This window comes from Paraburkholderia ultramafica (assembly GCF_902859915.1).
GTDB lineage: Bacteria > Pseudomonadota > Gammaproteobacteria > Burkholderiales > Burkholderiaceae > Paraburkholderia > Paraburkholderia ultramafica.
The window spans coordinates 1-20,458 of sequence record NZ_CADIKK010000015.1; the positions used below are offsets into that span (position 1 = coordinate 1).

At 64.1% G+C, this 20,458-nt stretch carries 18 protein-coding genes; 7 read left to right on the forward strand and 11 right to left on the reverse strand.

What is annotated here, in order from left to right:
* Positions 1-37 precede the first annotated feature (37 nt).
* From HV744_RS16970 to HV744_RS17000, 7 genes are all read right to left on the reverse strand, one after another.
* Entirely contained in the window at positions 38-523 is a 486-nt protein-coding gene (locus HV744_RS16970; RefSeq protein WP_175150642.1) for a RidA family protein, read from the reverse strand.
* A gap of 390 nt (positions 524-913) precedes the next feature.
* Positions 914-2,143 carry an aromatic ring-hydroxylating oxygenase subunit alpha gene (locus tag HV744_RS16975; protein WP_175150643.1) on the reverse strand — a complete coding sequence of 410 codons (1,230 nt, stop codon included), beginning with the start codon at positions 2,141-2,143 and terminating at the stop codon, positions 914-916.
* 46 nt (positions 2,144-2,189) lie between these two features.
* Positions 2,190-2,996 (reverse strand): siderophore ferric iron reductase, encoded by an 807-nt coding sequence (locus HV744_RS16980; protein WP_175150644.1) that lies wholly within the window; start codon positions 2,994-2,996, stop codon positions 2,190-2,192.
* Positions 2,997-2,998: 2 nt separating this feature from the next.
* A complete protein-coding gene (locus HV744_RS16985; RefSeq protein WP_425497746.1) occupies positions 2,999-4,885 on the reverse strand; it encodes an IucA/IucC family protein in 1,887 nt (628 codons plus the stop codon).
* Positions 4,882-5,547: a GNAT family N-acetyltransferase gene (locus HV744_RS16990; RefSeq protein ID WP_175150645.1), complete on the reverse strand. Its 666-nt coding sequence runs from the start codon at positions 5,545-5,547 to the stop codon at positions 4,882-4,884. The genes HV744_RS16985 and HV744_RS16990 overlap by 4 nt, the downstream gene beginning before the upstream one ends.
* Positions 5,537-6,808: an MFS transporter gene (locus tag HV744_RS16995; protein WP_175150646.1), complete on the reverse strand. Its 1,272-nt coding sequence runs from the start codon at positions 6,806-6,808 to the stop codon at positions 5,537-5,539. Before HV744_RS16995 ends, HV744_RS16990 begins: the two co-directional genes overlap by 11 nt.
* The gene (locus HV744_RS17000) at positions 6,805-8,199 is read right to left on the reverse strand and encodes a lysine N(6)-hydroxylase/L-ornithine N(5)-oxygenase family protein (protein WP_217469133.1); all 1,395 of its coding nucleotides are present in this window, start codon (positions 8,197-8,199) and stop codon (positions 6,805-6,807) included. The genes HV744_RS16995 and HV744_RS17000 overlap by 4 nt, the downstream gene beginning before the upstream one ends.
* Before the next feature lie 585 nt (positions 8,200-8,784).
* Here HV744_RS17000 and HV744_RS17005 point away from each other — a divergent pair.
* Positions 8,785-10,998 (forward strand): TonB-dependent siderophore receptor, encoded by a 2,214-nt coding sequence (locus HV744_RS17005; protein WP_246279071.1) that lies wholly within the window; start codon positions 8,785-8,787, stop codon positions 10,996-10,998.
* A gap of 219 nt (positions 10,999-11,217) precedes the next feature.
* Here the strand turns inward: HV744_RS17005 and HV744_RS17010 are convergent, their stop codons facing one another.
* Positions 11,218-12,123, reverse strand: coding sequence for a dihydrodipicolinate synthase family protein (locus tag HV744_RS17010; RefSeq protein WP_175150647.1), 906 nt, complete (start codon positions 12,121-12,123; stop codon positions 11,218-11,220).
* 359 nt (positions 12,124-12,482) lie between these two features.
* On the opposite strand from HV744_RS17010, the gene HV744_RS17015 reads away from it, so the two are divergent.
* From HV744_RS17015 to HV744_RS17040, 6 genes are all read left to right on the forward strand, one after another.
* Positions 12,483-13,439 (forward strand): 4-hydroxyproline epimerase, encoded by a 957-nt coding sequence (locus tag HV744_RS17015; protein WP_175150781.1) that lies wholly within the window; start codon positions 12,483-12,485, stop codon positions 13,437-13,439.
* Positions 13,436-14,569, forward strand: a complete 1,134-nt coding sequence (locus tag HV744_RS17020; protein WP_175150782.1) for an NAD(P)/FAD-dependent oxidoreductase — start codon at positions 13,436-13,438, stop codon at positions 14,567-14,569. The genes HV744_RS17015 and HV744_RS17020 overlap by 4 nt, the downstream gene beginning before the upstream one ends.
* On the forward strand, positions 14,556-14,828 hold the full coding sequence (locus HV744_RS17025; RefSeq protein ID WP_175150648.1) for a (2Fe-2S)-binding protein: 273 nt from the start codon (positions 14,556-14,558) through the stop codon (positions 14,826-14,828). Before HV744_RS17020 ends, HV744_RS17025 begins: the two co-directional genes overlap by 14 nt.
* Positions 14,828-16,114: an FAD-dependent oxidoreductase gene (locus tag HV744_RS17030; protein WP_175150649.1), complete on the forward strand. Its 1,287-nt coding sequence runs from the start codon at positions 14,828-14,830 to the stop codon at positions 16,112-16,114. The genes HV744_RS17025 and HV744_RS17030 overlap by 1 nt, the downstream gene beginning before the upstream one ends.
* 151 nt (positions 16,115-16,265) lie before the next feature.
* A complete protein-coding gene (locus HV744_RS17035) occupies positions 16,266-17,033 on the forward strand; it encodes an AraC family transcriptional regulator (protein WP_175150650.1) in 768 nt (255 codons plus the stop codon).
* Between the two features lie 10 nt (positions 17,034-17,043).
* A complete protein-coding gene (locus HV744_RS17040; protein WP_121323284.1) occupies positions 17,044-17,373 on the forward strand; it encodes a hypothetical protein in 330 nt (109 codons plus the stop codon).
* Between the two features lie 105 nt (positions 17,374-17,478).
* Here the strand turns inward: HV744_RS17040 and HV744_RS17045 are convergent, their stop codons facing one another.
* From HV744_RS17045 to HV744_RS17055, 3 genes are all read right to left on the reverse strand, one after another.
* Positions 17,479-17,739 carry a hypothetical protein gene (locus HV744_RS17045; RefSeq protein WP_175150651.1) on the reverse strand — a complete coding sequence of 87 codons (261 nt, stop codon included), beginning with the start codon at positions 17,737-17,739 and terminating at the stop codon, positions 17,479-17,481.
* 154 nt (positions 17,740-17,893) lie between these two features.
* Complete coding sequence (locus tag HV744_RS17050; RefSeq protein WP_175150652.1) at positions 17,894-18,226, reverse strand: YdgH/BhsA/McbA family protein; 333 nt, start codon at positions 18,224-18,226, stop codon at positions 17,894-17,896.
* A gap of 312 nt (positions 18,227-18,538) precedes the next feature.
* A complete protein-coding gene (locus HV744_RS17055; RefSeq protein ID WP_175150653.1) occupies positions 18,539-20,422 on the reverse strand; it encodes a bifunctional sugar phosphate isomerase/epimerase/4-hydroxyphenylpyruvate dioxygenase family protein in 1,884 nt (627 codons plus the stop codon).
* Between the last annotated feature and the right edge of the window lie 36 nt (positions 20,423-20,458).

The window sequence follows — 20,458 nt, forward strand, 5'->3', positions numbered from 1 at the left end:
TAAAGTACATCACGGCCGCGCGGTCCTGCCAGCACCCTCATTCAATCTCGACCTCTGCCTCGCATTCGACCGGCGCGTTAAGAGGAAGCGCCATACCGACCGCTGAGCGAGCATGTGTTCCAATGTCCGCACCGAACAGCTCAAGAATAAGATCCGAGAAGCCATTCGCGATACGAGGCGTCTGGTCGAACCCGGGAGCGACGTTCACCATCGCGAAGACGCGCAGCCATGCCGTAATGCGATCCAGGTTCCCAAGCGCTCTCTGGAGACTCGCCAACTGTGCAAGGGCCACGAGCCGTGCTGCTGCGTAGCCTTCGTCCGGCGAAACCTCCGCGCCAACTTTGCCCAGCGGTTGCGCGATGGTCCCGTCCGGGTTCAGCGCCACATGCCCCGAGACAAACGCTCGCTTGCCTCTCACACGCACCCATGCAAATGGCAACGACATACGCACACCGGGCGGCAATTGCAGTGGCTCCGGCAACGTCAACCCCATTTCAGCCAACTTCGCTTCGATTCTGGCCATGGCTGTCTCCTCAGGATCCTTGAAGGACGTTAGATGCTGCCGGTCCACTTTTCAAGCTCCGACAAGTCGACCGCGAAACAGCGCGGAGATCGCCGCACTCTTGAATCAAGCCCGCGGACCATCGGATAGGCGCAAAATGATCAACCCACGGGTGCCTGCACCGCAGGTGTGAAGGTGCGCATCACTCGCCAGCGTATGGTCGGATAAATCGCCCGACACAGTGGTGCGGACATAGCAGCCGGAGTAACGCCCGGCCGCCCGTGGCATTCCACTCCCGGTGATCCTGATTGATGGAGTGGATGACCGACACAAGGCGACCGACGTTCTGGCGGCATGAAGTGAAAGCGATCGTCTCCGTCTCGATGCGCGCATGCAGCGGGCTACCGGTTCTCAGCACACGGAATCCTCTACGGCGCACAGTTCACGCGGCTGATGCTCCACACCGAGCGCGCTCGCGGCAGGCGCGGCAAGCGCGCGCCGATACCACGCGTGAAAGTGCCGCATGCCATCTTCGAGCGGTGACTGATACGGTCCGGCGTCGCTCACGCCGCGCCGATGCAGGCGCAGGCGGCCCGCATCCACGCGCTCGGCGATTTCGTCGTCTTCGATCATGGTTTCCAGATACGCTGCGCGCTGCGCCTCGATAAAGTCGCGCTCAAACGCCGCGATTTCCTCGGGATAGAAGAACTCGACCACGTTCAGCGTCTCCTGCGGCCCTTTCGGATAGAGCGTCGACACCACGAGCACATGCGGATAAAGCTCGATCATCTGGGTCGGAAAATAGGCAAGCCAGATCGCGCCGAACGAGGGCGCATCGCCGCCGCGATAGTCGAGCAACCGGTCGTGCCACGTCCGATAGATGTCCGACCCCGGCTGCGCGAGCGCGTTATGCACGCCGACCCGCTGCATGCTGTACGTGTCGGCAAACTCCCAATCGAGGTCCTCGCACGCCACGAATTTGCCTAGCCCCGGATGGAACGGTGCTACGTGATAGTCCTCCAGATAGACCTCGATAAACGTCTTCCAGTTATAACGACACATGTGCGTTTCGGTGTGGTCGAGAACATAGCCCGAAAAATCGAACTCAGGACGCGTGAACACCGTGGCCATGTCACGGGCGGGTTCGCGCGGTCCTTCGTAAAGGAGCCCGTGGCAATGCTTCAGCGCGAAGCGTTCGAGATTGCGGCACGGCTTGCGTTCGAACTCGGGAGCACCGATCAGCCCGCCTTTACCGTCGTAGGTCCAGCGATGCAGCGGACACACGATGTTGCCGCCGGTCGCGGCGAGATTGCCGTTCGATTGCGCAGGGCCGCCGACGTCACCGGTTTCGCCGCCCAGCATCAGCGCCTGGCGGTGCCGGCAGACGTTGGAGAGCAACTGCACGCCGCCCGCGGTGCGCACCAGTACGCGGCCGCCTTCGTCTTGCGGCAGGCGGCGCCAATCGCCAGGCTCGGGCACCGACTGCTCGTGGCCCACGTAAAGCGCAGAGTTCGCGAAGATGCGCGCGATTTCGCGCTCGAACAGCGGTTCGTCGAAATAGGCGCTCGGCGGCAGTTGCAGTTGGCCGTTTTCCGCATCGGGCGGCGGGGCGAGATGCGTCAAATTGCTGATGTCGTTCATCGGTCATTTCCTTTTTGATTGGGACATCGCGCGCCTGCGTTCGCGTTCACGCGGTCAGCGTGGCGTCCCGTTCCGCATTCAGGCGTGCGATGCGCTCGCGTTTTTCCAGTCGCGGGCACGTGCTGCAAAATTCGCCATCGCGCCGGCGATAGTGGTAGCAGCAGGTCTGCCGATCGAGGGCGAGTGCGCTCGAGCCGTCGCTGCTCGCGTAAGCGAAAAAGCCACTGCGGCCCGCGAGTGTGAGCGCCGTGAGCCAGCGCGTGCCGAGCGCCTCGACATGCGCGTGATTCCAGTCGGGGCGCTCGGCGCGCAGGGCGAGCAGCGCCGCCAGCACGCAATCGGCCTGCATACTGCTGGCGGCGTGAGCATTGAGACGGATGACGCGCGACAGTTCGTCGAAGATCTGCGCGCAGCAGGCGGTGATCTCGCGCGCGGCGAGGTCGATCAGCGCGTCGGGATCGCCCTGCGCCGGAGCGTGATCGGGTAGTCGCACTTCGCGGGTCCAGCGGTTTTCTATCGGTTGCTCGAAGCGGTCGAGTGACAGCACGCGTTGCGCCGTGTGCACGCCGATCACGCTGAGATAGATCGGCTGCCAGATCAGAATGCCCCAGCAGCGCAGCGACCAATAGGCACGTCCGGCTTCGGGATACGCTGCGGTCCAGTGAGCGAGCAGCGCCTCCAGCGCGGCGCGGTTGCCGTCGCAGCGGGCAGGGCGCAGGGGCGCGGCGCCGCGCACGGATTCATCGGTGCAAGGCGGCGCACCGCTTGCTCCGTCCGCAACCACCCCGCGTAAGCCAGGCACCACGCGTGCGGCGACCCGCAGGAGATCTTCCAGCGTACGGTTCGCCGCCATGCTTACGCCTCAATCGCTTCGGCGAGCGTGCGCGTTTCGGCTTCGTGCGGCACGTTGGGTCGTCCCGCGAGCGGGTTCTGCAGATTACCCGCCATTTTCAGGTTGCCCGCCGGGTCGGAGAGATTGACCATCTGCAGATTGTTGCCGAGCTGCAGGCGGTTGAGGCATGAATGCAGGAACTCCGGCGCGAACAGATCGTACTCGGCATACTTCCGCGCGAGCTGCGGGTGCTCTGCCTGATAGCGCGCGATGCAGCGGGCCACCGTGTTCCAGAACACGTCCTCGCTGCAGCAGCCATGCTCGACGAGAATCTGGTTGACGTAGCGAAAGAAGCCGTCGAACACGTCGATAAAGATCGCCAGCAGCTTCACGCGCTCGGGTACATCCACCGCGAGCCGCTTGACGTTGTCGGGAAGTTTGGCATCCTTGTTGAGGATGGCGGATTCTTCGGCGATGTCCTTCATGATCGCGCGCACCGGCACGTGGTTTTCCAGCACGAGGATCAGGTTCTCGCCGTGCGGCATGAACACGAGATCGTGCGTGTAGAAGCAATGGACGAGCGGCGCGAGATAGGCGTCCATGTAGCGCTCGAGCCACGCCTGCGCGGTGAGCCCGGACGCCTCGATGAGCGCGGGCAGCAGCGCGCGGCCATGGCGGTCGGTGTGCAGCAGCGCCGCCATCGTCATCAGGTGTTGACCTTCGCCCGCGAGCGCCAGCGGGTTCTCGCGCCAAAGTGCCGAAAACATCTTCTTGTACGGGCTGTCGACTTGCACCGCCGCTTCGTAATAGCGATTGCGAAAGCCCAGCGAGGCGACCTCGCGCAGGATCGTGAAACCCTGCTCTCGCAGGTAAGGATCGCTCGCGACCAAGCCCTTGATGTAGTCGTTGATCGCGGGCGTGCCCGACATGTAATACGGTGACAGTCCACGCATGAACCCCATGTTGAGGATCGACAGCGAGGTCTTCACGTAGCGCTTTGAACGGTCCGACACGTTGAAGAACGTCCGGATCGATTGCTGCGCGAGATAGCGGTCGTCGCCGAAGCCCAGGCAGATGATGCGCCTGGTCGCCACGTACGACGCGAACGCGATCGAGAGCTTGTTGAACCACTGCCACGGATGCGCGGGCATCAAATGGTAATCGTCGAAGCGGCAGCCGCGGTCTTCCACGATCTCCCTGAATTGCGCGATGGTCGACTCACCGAGTTCTTCGTCCATCAGGCGCGCGTAGTCGAGGTCGGCGCTGGAGTGAAACGCCGCGTTGTCCTTGTGGACCGCGAGCCACACGACCTGAATCGGCGAGCCTGCTTCCGGCGCGAACGCGCGATAGTCGCCAGCGTCGAAGCCGAGGCGGCCGTTGTTGGCGACGAAGCCCGGATGACCTTCGCTCATCGCGGTTTCGATCGCCTGGAAGTCGGCGTTCAGCAGCTCGGGCGTATCAGGGCCCGCCTTGACGGCCTTGTACGCGGCGCCGTACAGCGTGCTGCTGATCTCGTCGAGATAGATCGGCAGCATCTCTTCCTTGATGCCAAGCCGGCCTTTCACGTCGAGGATGAAGGCGAGCGCGTCCAGCGGTTGCTGCGCGTCGTCCCGCGTGCATACGATCGACTCGGGGCGAATGCTCCAGTGGCGCAGCGCGAGCTGGCGCGCTTCGAAGCTGTAGAGGCTCGTGCCGTCGTCGGACCTCACTTCGTAGCGCGCGTGGTGCTCGCCCGGCGCTTCGCCGATGCGCTGCGGCTCGATGATCAGTTCGTGCGCGTATTCGGCGAGCGCCTTGCGAACGAGCATGCGGTTGGCGTTGCGCCAGACGTCGGGCGTGAGATGCGCGGCGGCCTGTTGCGGGGTGAGCGTGACGTGTTGCATCGTTGCTTGAGTCGTCGGCTGGGTCATGGCTGAGAGTCCTTTGCAGTGGTCTTTTGAAGGGTGGCGTAAAAATCTGCTCGCGTGCAGAACGCGAGCGAGGCGGTTTTCTCGCGGAACGCGACGTTCTTCAGATAGACGAAGCCCATCGAGCGGTTGAGTGCGTGGATACGCGTGTTGCGTGCATCCGGCTCGACGACGATACGTTCGGCGTCGAGCTGTTCGAACAGGAACGTCATCAGCGCCTGGAACACGCGGCGCGTATGACCGGCTACGTGCTTCGCAGCGGGCCCTACGAACAAATGCATGCCGAGGTCGCCCGGGCGCACGGGGTAGTGCTCGCCGGCCTCGTCGTGCGCCGGGTCGTAGCTCTCGAACAGAAACGCGCTTGCGCCATGCTGACTGCCGATCCACGCGCGGGCGTGGCCGGAGTCTTCGATCGCCTGATAGAACGCGGCGACTTCGTCCACGCTCTTGTCCTGCATATTCCAGAAGGCGGCGCGCTCTTCGATGAACCAGCGGTGCAGCGTGCGCGCGTCGCGCGCGACGTCGAGCGGGCGGATGTGAAAGCCGTCCACGGTCGCGCCGGGCGTGGCGCGGCGCGAGCTCGCTGAGTCGTCCGCATGTCGTGCAGTGGGCAAGCGCGCGGCCGAGCGCAGCGCGATTTCGTCGGCGGCGAGGTCAGTTCGCATGGCCGGTGACTCCTGTGTTGGCGAGGTCGTTGGAACGCGCCGGGTCGGCGAGTGCGGCGTGCGCCGGTTGCACGGTGTGTTTTGTCGCACCGGCGGGCTGGCCCTCGAGCAGCCGGATGCTCAGCAGCGCGCACAGCAACAGGCCTGCCGAGGCCACGAAGAACGGTGCGCGCAAGCTGGCTTCATCGACGATGGCGCCGGCGGCGAACGAGGCGAGCAGCACCCCGAGGTTCTGGAAGAAGTTGATCACGCTGAAGTCGGCGGCATACGATGCGGGCTTGCTGAGCGCGAACATCGTTACGTCGAGCTTGACGATGATCTGGAAAAACGCCCAGCCGAACAGCACGCGCCCAACGGTGATCCACAGCGGCGCTTCGATGCCTTGCAGCAGCATGCCCACGGTGCAAAGCAGCAGATTCGGGATCATCTGATCCGGCAGGCGCCGGCCTCGATCGGCGGTGCGTTTGTTGATGCGCAACGCGACGAGCGCAACCATGCCGGGAATCGCGAAGACGAGGCCGGAGAGGAGCTCGCTCGGTGAGCCGCTCGCGTTCTGCCAGTAGGACGACATGAACGGCCGGATCAGGTACACGCAGAAGTCGAACGCAAGCATCAGCAACGCGAGCCGCAGGATCGGCAGCCGGTCGCGCAGCTTCGGACGCACGGCCTGAGCTTGAGCGGTCGCTTCGTCTGCGAAGCGGCAGCGCCGTGCGATTGCGTGAGACCGGATCAGCCACATGCAGATGAACATCTGCGCGAAGTCGCCGGCGGCCATCGCGAAGATGCAGGTGTGTGCGCTCCAGACCTGCATCACGAAACCGCCCGCCACGGCGCCCGCGATCGCGCCGAAGTGCACGACCACCGAAAGCAGGCCGACCGTATGCGCATGTGACTCCTTCGCCTCGAGCCGCATCATGTACGGATACATCAGCAGATAGCTGCTCTTGCACATGAACATCGCCAGCGACAGCACCCAGAAGAGCGGCAACGTCGGCGCCCAATAGCTCGCGATCGAGAGCCCGCCCGCCGCGCACTGCGTGTAGACCAGCAGATGCATCGCGTCGAGCCGCTTCGCGATGCGTGCCCAGACCGGCAGCGTCAACATCACGACGATCGAAATGAACGCGACATAGGTGCCCGCATGCACGGGGCTCGTCACGCCATAGCGCGCGGCGAAGAACTGCGGATAGAACGGAATGAGGATCGCGTCGCTGATGACGGCGAAGGTCGTCATCAGGATGATCATAGTGCGCAGCTTCATCGCGCCTCCAGCGGCGTCTTCACGAACGCCTCCGTGTCGGGCACCGAGAAGTCTTGCAGCGCGATGCGCCGCTCGATCCTGTAGTGCTCAACGCCGGTCAGCTCGCGCAGGATGCACGAGTTGCGGTAGCAGCTCATGCCGAGGTCGGGATTGGTCAGCCCGTGGCTCAGGAGCCCGGCGTTCTGCACGAAGATTTCGCGCTCGTTCACATCGATCGCGTAGTTTCGCGAGAGGCGGTAGCGTCCCTTGTCGTCCCAGCGGATGCGCTCGCGCATGCCGTCGATGAAACCCGGCACGTTTTGTCTGTAGCCCGTCGCGAAGATCGCGCCGTCGGTGACGTGCGTGTACTGCACGCCTTCGTCGCGCTGCACGAAGTTCAGGTGGTAGTGGTCGCCCACGTGGTCGTGATGGCAGCCGGTCAGCTCCGAATTCGTGATCAGCCGTGCGTTGTGATGGCCGCGGCTGCGGCGGTCATCGAGCAGATCGTAGATCTGGTTGATCAGCGAAGCATTCACGCCTTTGTAGAGACTGTCCTGCTTGGCGATGATGCTTTCGCGCACGCTGTCCGGCAGGTTGTAGAAGTAGTCGATGTAGTCGGGCGAGATCATTTCCAGTGTGAGCTTGGTGTTCTCCATCTGGAAAAAACGCGGCGAACGCGTGATCCACGTGAGCGAATAGTCGTGGTCGTCGCTTGCCTTGAGCAGATCGTAGAAGATCTCGGCGGCGCTCTGGCCGCTGCCGATCACGGCGATCGACCGCTTTTGCTGCAACTCGTGCTTGCGCGCCACGTAATGCGCGCTGTGAATGACGTGTTCGCGCATGTCATCGCAACAGGCCGGCAGTTGCGGCACCGAGCCCACGCCCACCACGAGCCGCTTCGCGCGATACACGAACGGTTGGCCGGTTCGCACGTGGCGCCCGCTCACGACGTAATGGCCGCGCTCGTGATCGTATTCGGCGCGCTCGACGTTCGAGCCGAACGCGATGCTGGAAAGCTGCTTGATCGCCCATTTGCAGTAGCGGTTGTATTCCTGCCGGCTCAGATAGAAGCGCTCGCGGATGTAATAGGCGTAGAGCTTGCCCTCCTGCTTGCAGTAGTTCAGGAAGCTGAACTTGCTCTTCGGATCGGCGAGACTGACGAGGTCGGCCAGAAAGGGGTTTTGCAGCGTGGTGTCATCGATCAGCATGCCGGGATGCCAGTCGAAGTCCTCGTTGCGCTCGAGGAAGCGGCCGCGCAGATCGCGGATCGGATCGGCGAGACACGCAAGGCTCAGGTTGAACGGGCCCAGACCGATCGCGATGAAATCGAGTACCTCCGGGGTCGTCCCGGCATAGGAGCCCGCGCCCGCAGTGCGCGGTTTGCACTCATGGAAGATATTAGTTGTACTCATGTTCTGGTTTCCTCTTTGACCGGATAGGACCATGTTGAGAAGCCATCATCGATGGACGGAAGTCACGAGCGTCACTCAGCTAATCCAGCGGGACGTCGGCAGAGTGGTATGCGCCCGAGATGGGAATGAGAGCGATTCGCGTTTGAGGATCATAGGAAGTTCCTCGGCGTATGGCAAGCGCGAATGACGAAGTAAAGAGGAATCCGAATCGATGAATTGAACCAGGCCGCACCAACCGGCAATGTGCCGTATCGGCCGCAAAGTCGCTGTGGATCGAAGCGGAGTGGGGGCGTTGGAAGCGTGCTCAGGGGGCGCCGAACCGAACCGCGAACAGGTCGTTTTCCACTCTTTCGTCAGACTTTAAGACCCTTCGGCGAGTAGGGCTTCGTGCGCAGGCGGTCATTCATCTCAAGCGGGGCCGGAACGCCCCGTTTGGCGGGCGATCCGGCCCTTCTCGGGCGTCGTAAGGCAAGCGAATTTCAGCGTAACGCTTTTAAAAGACCGGTCGCTTTGCTAACATCGCACCTTTATGCGAATGATTCGCATTCGCGATATGAGGCGAAAGTGCCTCGGTCCTGACCAGTCATGAAAAATCAAAAAACCAAACGCCGTACTGGGCTCACGCCCTGCCGTCCTTTGCAGATCGCCGCATGGCTGACATTTGCGGCCGCGGCCCAGCATGCCTTCGCGCAGAGCAGTGCCAACGTGGACGCCGCGGCGCCGGCCGCTGCCCCAGGCGCTGCGGCGTCGGGCGCGCCGGCATCGCGCGACGGCGAACAGGCGTTACCCGCCGTGAAGGTGACTGCGGCCGCCCAGCCCGACTCGCCGCTGCATCTGAATACGCCTGTCTCGGCTGGTGCGCTCGGCTCGCGCTCCCAACTGGAGACCCCGTTCTCGACCACCGTCGTGACCGGCGAAGAGCTCGCCGACCGGCAGGCAAACAAGCTCGGTGACGTGTTCGCGGGCGACGCTTCGGTGACCGACAACAGCAACGCCTATAGCGCGTGGGCGACGTACATCACGATACGCGGTCTGCCGATCGACTGGCAAAACGGCTTTCGTATCGACGGCAATCCGTTCATTTCGTACGGCATCACCATGCCGTATGCAAACCTCGAGCGGGTCGAACTGCTCAAGGGCCTCAGCGGCTTCATGTACGGTTTCGCGCAGCCGGGCGGCGTCGTCAATTACGTGACGAAGAAGCCCGGGCCCGATCCGGTGACGAGTGTCGATTTCGGCTATCGGATGGACGGGGTGCTGAGCCAGCACGTCGACCTGAGCCGCCGCTTCGGTCCGGACGACATGTTCGGCGCGCGCATCAACTACTCGCACGAGGCGGGCAAGACCTATAACGCCGGCGACATCAACCGCAATTCGGTGGCGGTGGCGCTCGACGGTCAGCTCACGCGTGACCTCAGCGTCTACTTCAACGCGATCTATCAGCAAAGCCGTTCGAGCGGTCAGACGCCGGCGATCTACACGGGCAGCTATACGGCGACGAGTCTGCCCGCAACGATCAGTGGCGGCACCAATCTGCTGGGCGGCACCGATCAGCATCTGAACACGAACCTTCAGCTTTACACGGCGGGAGTGCGTTATCAGATCACACCGGACTGGTCGTTCAATACGTCGGCGAGCTACAGCAAGTCGGCGCGCGACCGCAACGAGAGCACGCTTACGCTGCTCAATCAGGCGGGTGACTACACCGATAGCCGCTGGAACGGCGACGAAGGCCACCAGGACATCTACTGGCAGGGGATGTTCGAAGGCACGGTGAAGACCGGACCGTTCACGCATCAACTGGTGCTCGGCGCGTCGTGGCAGTATCAGACCAACGACTATAGCTCGGTGTCCCACTACTTCACCCTCGGCAACGGCAACCTCTTCCAGCCGAATCCGTGGCGCCATTACTCGGGTGCCGGCCTTCAGACATACCGCGCGAGCGAGATCACGCAGAAGGCGCTGTTTGCGAGCGACACGATCCAGCTGACGGACCGCTGGTCGGTGCTCGCGGGCGTGCGCCTCACGAACTACGATCAGGAGACCTACAACATCGACGGCTCGTTGGCGTCGTCCTACGGGCACAACGGCATCCTCACCCCCACCTTCGCGCTGATGTACAAACTCGAGCCGAACACGACGCTCTACGCGAGCTACGTGGAGTCGCTGGAACAGGGTGCGATCGTCGCCAGCATGTACGCGAACGGTGGGTCGTTGTTGCGTCCGCTGCGCTCGCGCCAGTATGAAGTTGGCGTCAAGAGCGAGCATGGGCGCTGGAGCGCGACTGCCGCGCTGTTCCGAATCGAGCGGGGCGCTGCTTACGCGAACAATCAGAACGTCTACGTGCAGGACGGCAACGAGATCTACGAAGGTATCGAAGCGGGTGGCAGCATGCGTCTGGGCCGCGGCTGGCAGGTGGCGGGCAACATCATGCTGCTCGACACATGGTACGCGAAGGGGCAGGCGTACAACGGCAACCGCGTTGCCGGTGCACCGCAGTTCGTTGCCGCCGCGCGCGTGACCTATGACGTGCCGTTAGTGCCGGGTCTGCAGGTGGGCGTCGATACGAAATACACAGGCAACACGCAAGTACGTCCGGCGAACAATCTGCAGACTGGCGGCTACATGCTAGTGAACGTTGGGGCGAACTATCTGACTCGCGTCGGCGGCCACGACGTGACGCTGAGGGCGGCTATCGACAACATCACGGATCGCCGCTATTGGATGTTCCAGTACGCCAACTACATCGCGCCGGGCGATCCGCGTACGGTTAGTGTGAATGCCACGATCGACTTCTGATCGCAGGGCGGTCGACCTGTTCACCGGTCGACCTCACTCATTGCGCAATCGATAGCGCAGGTTGCCGATGACGCGATTCACCATGTGAAAGGGCAGTCAAGTTCCGGCTGCAACCGGTTTATAAAAGCGGCTCAAGGCTGCTGCTTCTGCGCGAGGGCGAATCCGCCGATGCGCCCGCCGCGGTGCAGAAGCAGGCAGCCTGAGCCCAGACTCGTTGCCTTAGACAGCCGGCAACGTCGGTCGCGTTTCAATCGCGTGGCGAATCAGCGCTTCAACCGCCTTGCGCTCGTCGCCCACCAGCGGCAGTCTCGGCGGCCGCACCGGCTCCGTGCCCAAACCGACAATCGTCTCCGCCAGCTTGATGTTCTGCACGAGCTTGGCCGACACGTCGAGCGCCAGCAGCGGCGCGAACCAGCGATAGATCGCGCGGGCTTCTTCGAGGCGTCCCGCCTTCAGCAGCTTGTAGATCACCACGGTCTCGCGCGGAAACGCGCACACCAGACCGGCCACCCAGCCATGCGCGCCCATCAGCATCGCTTCCATCGCGAGATTGTCGACCCCGCACAGAATCGCGAAGCGGTCGCCGACCGCGTTGATCAGGTCGGTCACACGCCTCACGTCGCCGCATGATTCCTTGATCGCGACGATCTTCTTCTCATTGGCGATCTCCGCGAACATGTCGGGCGTCATGTCGACGCCATAGGCGAGCGGATTGTTATAGATCATCAGCGGCAGCGCGCTGGCGTCGGCGACGCTGCGGAAATGGTTGAGGGTTTCGCGACGGTCCGACAGATAGCGCAACCCTGGCAGCACCATGTAGCCGGCCGCGCCATGGCGGCTACCGGCTTCGGCCTGACGGCAGGCGTCGAGCGTGCTGTTTTCGGCGATCGTCAACAGGACCGGCACACGGCCGCGCGCGGCTTCGACCGCGATGTCGAGCACTTGCAGCTTTTCGTCCAGCGACAGCGTCGACGCTTCACCCAGCGAGCCGCACACGATGATGCCGTCCACACCCGCGTCGATCTGCGCGTCGATATTCTTGCCGGTCCATGCGCGGTCTATGCTGAAATCCGCGTGGAATTTGGTGGTGACTGCGGGCAGTACGCCTTCCCAGATATGTGCCACGACTGCTCTCCTGAGTGTGATGTGTCCAAGCGCAGTGTAAGCAGGGAAAATGTCGCCGTCTTGCGCGAATCGCGCGTGGCGGATGACGATTTCAGCATAGCCAATTTGCGTGCTGTAGCGTGCCGTATAGCCGAATCAAGTTGAAAAGCGCATTCACGGCTGCATGCGCGATCGGTCGAAGATGATGGAGCACGGCCTTCCGATCACGGTCGCGGTATGTTCAATGCGAGCCGTCCGCGCGCGTGCCTCACGCGGGTTTTTCTCCACGAGCGCGCACGTAACCAGGCGGCGCGGCTATGCCGAAATCGTCACAATCCACGCGCACGCGCACCAAGACCCGAATGCCCGCCGTTCCTACCATGGGCATCATGAAAACCTTGAACATCATCGACTCTCACACCGGCGGTGAACCGACCCGCCTCGTGGTGTCAGGCGGCCCGGATCTCGGCGGCGGCACGCTCGCGCAACGGCTCGACGTGTTCCGCACGCGCTTCGACGACTGGCGCGCGGGCATCGTCACCGAACCGCGCGGCTCGGATGTGGTGGTAGGCGCGCTGCTGTGCGAGCCGGACGACCCCACGTGCGCGGCCGGCGTGATCTTCTTCAACAACGTCGGCTATCTCGGCATGTGCGGACATGGGACGATCGGGCTGGTCGTTTCGCTCGCGCATCTGGGACGGATCGGGCCGGGGCGTCACCGGATCGAGACGCCGGTCGGCGTGGTCGAAGCGACGCTCAACGACGACGGCAGCGTCGCCGTGCGCAACGTGCCGGCCTATCGCTATCGCGAGGCCGTGCGCGTCGAGGTGCCGGGTTACGGTACGTTGACGGGTGATATCGGCTGGGGCGGCAACTGGTTTTTTCTCGTCGCCGATCATGGACACTCGCTGCACGCGTCTGACATCGCCGGCTTGACGGCATTCAGCTCGGCGATTCGCGACGCGCTGATCGCACAGCACATCACCGGCGCGGATGGCGCGCTGATCGACCACATCGAACTCTTCGGACCCGGTTCGCGCGATGGCATCGACAGCCGCAGCTTCGTCCTGTGTCCCGGCAATGCCTATGACCGCTCGCCGTGCGGCACCGGCACGAGCGCGAAAGTCGCGTGCCTCGCGGCCGACGGCAAGCTGGCCGAAGGCGCGGTATGGCGGCAGGAGAGCATCATCGGCAGTGTGTTCGAAGCGAGCTATGTTCATGCAGGCGATGGCGTCTCGGTGATTCCCACCATCACCGGCCACGCGCACATCACGGCGGAAGGGCGGCTCTGTTTCGACGAGCGCGATCCGTTCGCGTGGGGCATTCGCACGGCATGAGCGCGGACGCGTTGATCGTCGGAGCCGGCATTGTCGGCGCTGCGTGCGCGGCGGAGTTGGCCGCGCTCGGCATGCAGGTCGAGGTGTTCGACGCGCAACGCATCGGCGGCGGCGCGGCGGCGGCGGGCATGGGCCATATCGTCGTGATGAACGACTCGCCGGCGGAATTCGCGCTGAGCCGTTACTCGCGAGACTTGTGGCTGCAACTCGCACCGCAGTTGCGCGCGCGCGATGCGTTCGCGCGTTGCGGCACGCTTTGGGTCGCCGCCGACGAAGAAGAGTGGCAAGCCGCCCGCGCAATGCATGCGGCGTACGAAGCGCAGGGTGTCGCCGCGCAACTGCTGGACGCGTCCGCGTTGCGCGATTGCGAGCCGGCATTGGCCGCGTCGCTGGCGGGTGGTTTGCGGATCGAACATGACAGCATCGTGTATGCGCCCACCGTCGCCGAATGGCTGCTGACGCAATCGCCCAGCGCCGCGAACATCAGCGTGCGTCTCGCGACGCCGGTGACTTCGATCAGCGCGCACGGCGTCACGCTGGCTGGCGGCGAGCGCGTCAGCGGGGCGCACGTGATCGTCGCCAATGGTCTGGGCGCGCAGCAACTGGTGCGGTCACTGCCTATGCAGCCGAAGAAGGGCCATCTGCTGATCACCGACCGCTATCCCGATCTGATCCGTCATCAACTGCTTGAACTCGGTTATATCAAGAGCGCGCATCATGCGGCCGGCACGTCGGTGGCGTTCAATGCGCAACCGCGCCCCACGGGACAACTGCTGATCGGCTCGTCGCGCCAGTTCGACACCACCGATCCCGCGGTCGAGATGCCCGTGCTCGCGCGGATGCTACAACGCGCCGCGCGCTATCTGCCGGTGCTGCCGACGCTCAATGGCGTGCGCGCGTGGACCGGCTTTCGCGCGGCCTCACCGGACGGGCTGCCGTTGATCGGACCGGCCGGCGATTTTGCGCCGGGCGTCTGGCTCGCTGTCGGTCATGAGGGTCTGGGCGTGACGACTTCGCTCGCCACTGCCAAACTGCTTGCTGCGCAGATCGCAGCGAGCGTCGCGCTGATTCCTGCCGAGCCTTATTTGCCGGTCCGTTTCGCTGAGCGGGTGGCCCATGACCAACATTGACGCGGCCCGCATCCGTTTGACAATAAACGGCCGGACTATCGATGTCGAAACCGGCGCGACCGTGGCCGCGGCGCTCGTTATCGCGGGCGTAAGCGGCTTGCGGCTGTCGGTCGGCGGCGAGCGTCGCAGCGCGCTGTGCGGCATGGGCGTGTGTCAGGAGTGCCGCGTGACGATCGACGGCCGGGCGCATGCGCTGGCCTGCCAGACGCTGTGCCGCGAAGGCCAGACCGTACACGCGTACGAAGCGGCGGGTAGGTGATGACGCGGCACTTCGATATCGTCGTGGTAGGCAGCGGTCCGGCTGGCTTGAACGCCGCGCATGCAGCGGTGCGCGAAGGCGCCACGGTTGCGCTGCTCGACGATAATCCGCGCGCAGGCGGTCAGATCTGGCGTCAAGGTCCGGGCCATTCGCCGCAAGCACCGTTGCATACGCTGCTCGCCGCGCTGGGAAAGCACAGCAAGCTCATGCACTGGCCGTCGACTCGCGTGATCGCGCCGCTAGGTTCGCGCGGCTTGCTGCTCGAATCGGCCGGGCACGGCGGCGTGTGCATCACCTATGAACGATTGATCCTCGCGACCGGCGCGCGCGAGCGGCTCTTGCCGTTCGCGGGCTGGACCTTGCCCGGCGTGACCGGCGCGGGCGCGTTGCAGGCGCTCGTCAAAGGCGGCATGCCGGTGCGTGACGAACGGATCGTGATTGCCGGCAGCGGTCCTTTGCTGATCGCCGCGCTCGCCACCGCGCGCGCGGCCGACGCGCGCGTGGTGGCGGTGGTGGAGCAGGCATCGGCGTTCGAGGTTGCACGCTTCGGCGCTTCACTGCTGACCGAGCCCGCGAAGCTGCGGCAAGCGATCAGCATGATGCGCGGTTTCGCGGGACTACGCTACTGGACCGGCAGCATCGTCCGGGAGGCGCACGGCGCAGGCCGCGTGCAGCGAGTGGCCATCCGGCGCGGCGCTCAGGACGTGACGCTCGATTGCGACCGCGTCGCCTGCGGCTATGGACTCGTGCCGAACATCACGCTCGCCCAGGCGCTAGGCTGCGCGATCGGCGATGCGGGCGAGATCGTCGTCGATCGCGAGCAGCGCACGTCTGTGGACCGTGTGTTCGCGGCGGGGGAATGCACAGGCATCGGCGGCGCGGAACTGGCAAGCGTGGAAGGCGAGATCGCCGGTCTCGCGGCGAGCGGCGGCGCAAATGTTGAGCACATCGTGCTGCATGTGCATACGCAGCGCTCGCGCTGGCGCCGCTTCGGCCAGCGCGTCGAAAGGGCCTTCGCCTTGCAGGACGCCGCGCGCACACCACCTGCCGACGCCACGCTGCTGTGTCGCTGCGAAGACGTGAGCATCGGCGAAGTGCGCAACTGCGCGGACTGGCGCGAGGCCAAGCTGCATACCCGCTGCGGTATGGGCGCCTGCCAGGGACGAATCTGCGGCACCGCGGCGAGCGTGTACTTCGGCTGGCCTGCCGCCGCGCCGCGTCCACCGTTCAGTCCGGCGCAAATCGCCACGCTGATGACACCGCACGAGGAGCCGCCGACGGTTTAATGACGTCCTTGTTTGCACGCCGTCCGAGCGGATATTGTCGGCCACCGCGCCGCTCTATAATCGATCGATCTATCGCGCCAACCGTCCGGCCGCACCGACGAACCCATTCACGAACGCAGCCCTCCATGCACGGACTAACGGAACCCGCACGATGAACACGCTGGCTCATCCGCTCGAACCGGACGATGCAACGTTGTCCGACATGCTGTCGCACTTCAGGTTGCTCGAGCCGGTGTTCGACGCGATGCCGGACGTCGTGTTCTTCGTCAAGGACGCCGACGCGCGCTATGCGCTCGTCAATCGCACGCTGGCCTCGCGTTGCGGTTTCAAGGAAAAGGCCGCGCTGCTCGGCAAGACCGCCGAGGACGTGTTCCCGCGCCGCTTCGGGCGCATCTATACGGCGCAGGACAAGGCGATCATCGGCGCCGGCACCCAGATGCTCGACCAACTGGAGCTGCATCTGTATCCGGGCCGCCAGCCTGGCTGGTGTCTGACCTGCAAGCAGCCGCTGCGGAATCCTGCGGGCAGGGTGGTCGGCCTCGCCGGCATTTCCCGCGATCTGAAAGCGGACGAGCGCAGCCACCCGGCCTACAGCCGGCTTGCAGCGGTCGTGCAGTCGATCCAGGAAAATTACGTGCAGCCGTTGAATCTGAAGCAGCTTGCCGCGATGGCGGATATGTCGGTCGCGCAACTGGAGCGCTACTTTCACAAAGTGTTTCATTTGACGCCGCGCCAGGTGTTGCTGAAAACGCGTCTGGACGCGGCCACCGCGCTGCTGGTCTCGCACGACAAGGTCACGGACGTCGCCGCGCTGTGCGGCTACACCGACCACAGTGCGTTCACGCGGCAATTCAAGGCGACTGTCGGCATTACGCCGACCGAGTACCGGATGCTGCTGCACGGCACTTCGCGGAGCTGAGCCGCCGCACATGGTCCGTCGCAGGCATCACTATTACGTCTACGTCGTCGCGCTGGACGACGCGGTTTGGAACGAAGCGCGCTTTCGCCGCGCGAATCCGGATTACCGGTTCGACAAGCCGTGCGTGTACGTGGGAATGACGGGACTGGACCCGGACCTGCGCTTCGACCGGCATAAGGCCGGCATTCAGGCCAACCGCTATGTGCGCGATTACGGCCTGCGCCTCGTGCCCGAACTGTATGAAGTGTTCAATCCCATGCCTTACCGCGGCGCACAGGATATGGAAGTGGAACTGGCGATTGGCTTGCGTGAAGCGGGCTACGGCGTGTGGCAGGCCTGAGCGGGCCTCGGTGCTTGCGAGCTTGGCTGCCGGGCGCGTGAGCGGGCCGAACGGCCCCGGAAGTTATACGCGCGCTGTGTCGGCGGAGTAAGGCGGCCGTTCGCGTTACTTGACGCCGAGCCCGCGCAGCACCGCATTGCCCTCGCGCGTCAGACGGATATGCGATGCGCCAGCGTCGCCGGAAACCGTTTCGATCAGGCCGGCTTCGTGAAGCCGCGGAATCTCGGGTTTCGCGGAGGCGTCGATCGGCGCATGCAGCAGCAGCAGCAGCGTTGCCAGTTCGTGGTGGCTCAGCAGGCGGCGCAGCATGGTGGGGCGCCTGGCCGGCGCTGGCGTGTCGTTCGTGTTGTGATCGGGCTGGTTCATGGTGCGCACCTCGTGCGGTGTAGTGTCCGGCGGATCATGCGGACAAAGTCTTAAACGATTCTTAAAACTCATTGTCCTGTAACACCGTGACATGAACATTGCAAAGCAGCAACTTTCCGATCATTCCAGTTGCTGTTTCTTACCCTGTAAACCCTTACGGGGCGCAGGTTTTGCCGGCCGTTTCGATCCACAGATTGTTGACATGGCGCTTGCCCGCATAGAAACGGTAAGTCGTCGCGCCATTGTCGCTGCGCACCTTGACGATATTCGAATCGCCGAAATCGAGCATCTGACCCTGCGGGATCGCCGTGGATTTGAACGCGACATTGTTGCGGTTGGCCACTTGCGTCAGGCAGGCGACCACGTCGTCGACGGAGCGCTGGGTGGTGGTGTCCGTGACGGGCTCGCCGGCATCCGGATTCTTCTGGAAGTACGCGCAAGCGCTGAGAAGCAGGGGAACTGACAGGACTACGGCAAACTTCTTCATATCTCTCCTGTGTCGATCGGAGTTAGCGCTTTAGCTGTCGGCCGGAGTTAGTGCTTCAGCACTTACTCCGGGCCCATGCAAAGCACTTACTCCGATCCCATGCAAGTTGGTTGCAGACGTTTCATTCGGCTGACGGATGGATGCGATGCCCGCACATGGCGCAGCCGCGCGGCATGGGCCGCAAATCAGGCGCCATTATATCGGGGCGGCGCGGCTGCCCGAGCCGAGCGCGCATGGGGCGTGCCTGAGCTGCTCGATTCGCCCGAACCGTCCGAACCGTCCGCGGTTCACCAGCCTTACCGCCCCCGCCGCCTACTTACGCCGCTGCGCCTGCGCGGCAAGCCGCACCGCCGCATTAGCCGCGCCATAGCCATCGTAGCCGCCGCGCCGCTCGACGATCTCCAGGAAAAAGCGCTGATCCAGTTGTTCCGTGTAAGCGTGGAAAAACTCGCCGCCGCGCTCGTCGCGGTCGTACAGGATATGGTTGGCGCGCATCGCCTCCAGCATGTCGTCCGGCAACGCGTAACGCGCGGCGAGATCGTCGTAGTAATTGCGCGGGATGCGCAACACCGGCAAGCCGTCGGCGACGAATTCGGGAATCGCGCTGAAGATGTCGCCGGTGCTGAACGCAACGTGGTTCAGGCCGGAGCCGTGATACGTGTGCAGCGCCTCGGCCACCGCCGTGTGGTGATCCACTGACGCGTTCAGTGCGATCCGCACCGACCCGTCATGGCTGCGCAGCGCGCGGCTGCGCACCAGCCCGTACGGGTCCGGCACCAGCACTCCCGGCTCGGCCTGAAAGCCGAACGCGGTGCGCAGAAACAGCACCCACGTATCCAGCGAATTCGCCGGCACCGACAGACAGACGTGGTCGATGCGGCTGAGCGGCCCCACTTCGGTCGGACCGTTGACGTCGGTGAGGACGAAATCGGCTTCGAACAGCGTGGGCTGATCCGGGGTTTCGTCGACGAAATAGTTCAGGCTGCCGTCGGGCGCCTGCACGGCGGGCAGCACCCGCTCGTTCGGGCCGATCTGGCCGGAGAACGGCGCGTAGCCGAAGCCTGCCGCGCGTTCGAACGCCTGGTTGGCGTCGTCCACACGAAACGCCGACGCGCACAGCGACAAGCCATGCTGCTGGAAGAACGCGTTGGCGAACGAATCCGGCTCGGCGTTCAGCACGATCGACGCCGCGCCGTGCTGATACAGCGTCACGTCTTTCGACCGATGCTGGCCGGCCTGACGAAAGCGCAGCTTGCCGAGCCAGTCGGCGAGCTGCGCACGCGTGGTGTGGTCCACCGCGAATTCGAGGAACTGATAGCCGACGTGCGCGGGCGCCGCGGGCGAGCGGTACAGGTCGCCTGGCGGTTGCTGCGCGGCGTCGAGCAGCGCGCGGGTCTGCTCCTCGAGGAACAGCAGCGAGCGGTGGCCGTCCGCGGCCGTGATCGTGGTGGGGGCGGCGCGAAAGCCGTCGTTGAAAATCTCCAGCGAGAGCGGGCCCTTGTAGCCCGTTTTCACGACTTGCGCGGTGAAGTTCGCCAGGTCGAAATCGCCCTGACCGGGGAAGCAGCGGTAGTGGCGGCTCCATTCGAGCACGGCCATCGCGAGCTTCGGCGCATCGGCGATCTGCACGAACGCGATGCGCTCGCCCGGAATGTCGGCGATCGCGTCCACCGTATCGTTCAGCGACAGCGTATGAAAACTGTCGAGCACGAGCCCCAGGTTCGGATGGTTCACCGCGTCGACGAGCTTCCATGCGTGACGGTAAGTCTTGACGTGCTTGCCCCACGCGAGCGCCTCGTAGCCGACGATCACGCCGGCGGCCTCGGCCGCGCGGGCCAGCGCGCCTAGCTGATCGATCATCAGCGAGTCGTCGCCGATGGTGTCCGGCGACACGTTGCTGCACACCAGAATGCGGTCCGTGCCGAGTTCGTGCATCACGTCGAACTTGCGCTTTGCGCGGTCGAGGTTGCGTTCGAGGCGCTCCGGGCTCACGCCGTCGAAATCGCGGAATGGCTGAAACAGCATGATCTTCAGCCCGAGATCCTCGGCAATGCGTCGCGCGTCGGCGGGAGAGCCGTCGAAATACAGCAGGTCGTTTTCGAAGATCTCGACGCCTTCGAATCCCGCTGCCCGGATCGCGGTCAACTTCTCGACGAGGGTTCCGCTAATCGACACGGTGGCAATCGAACGTTGCATGAACGGCTCCTGCAAAAACAATCAAAGCGGCAGTTG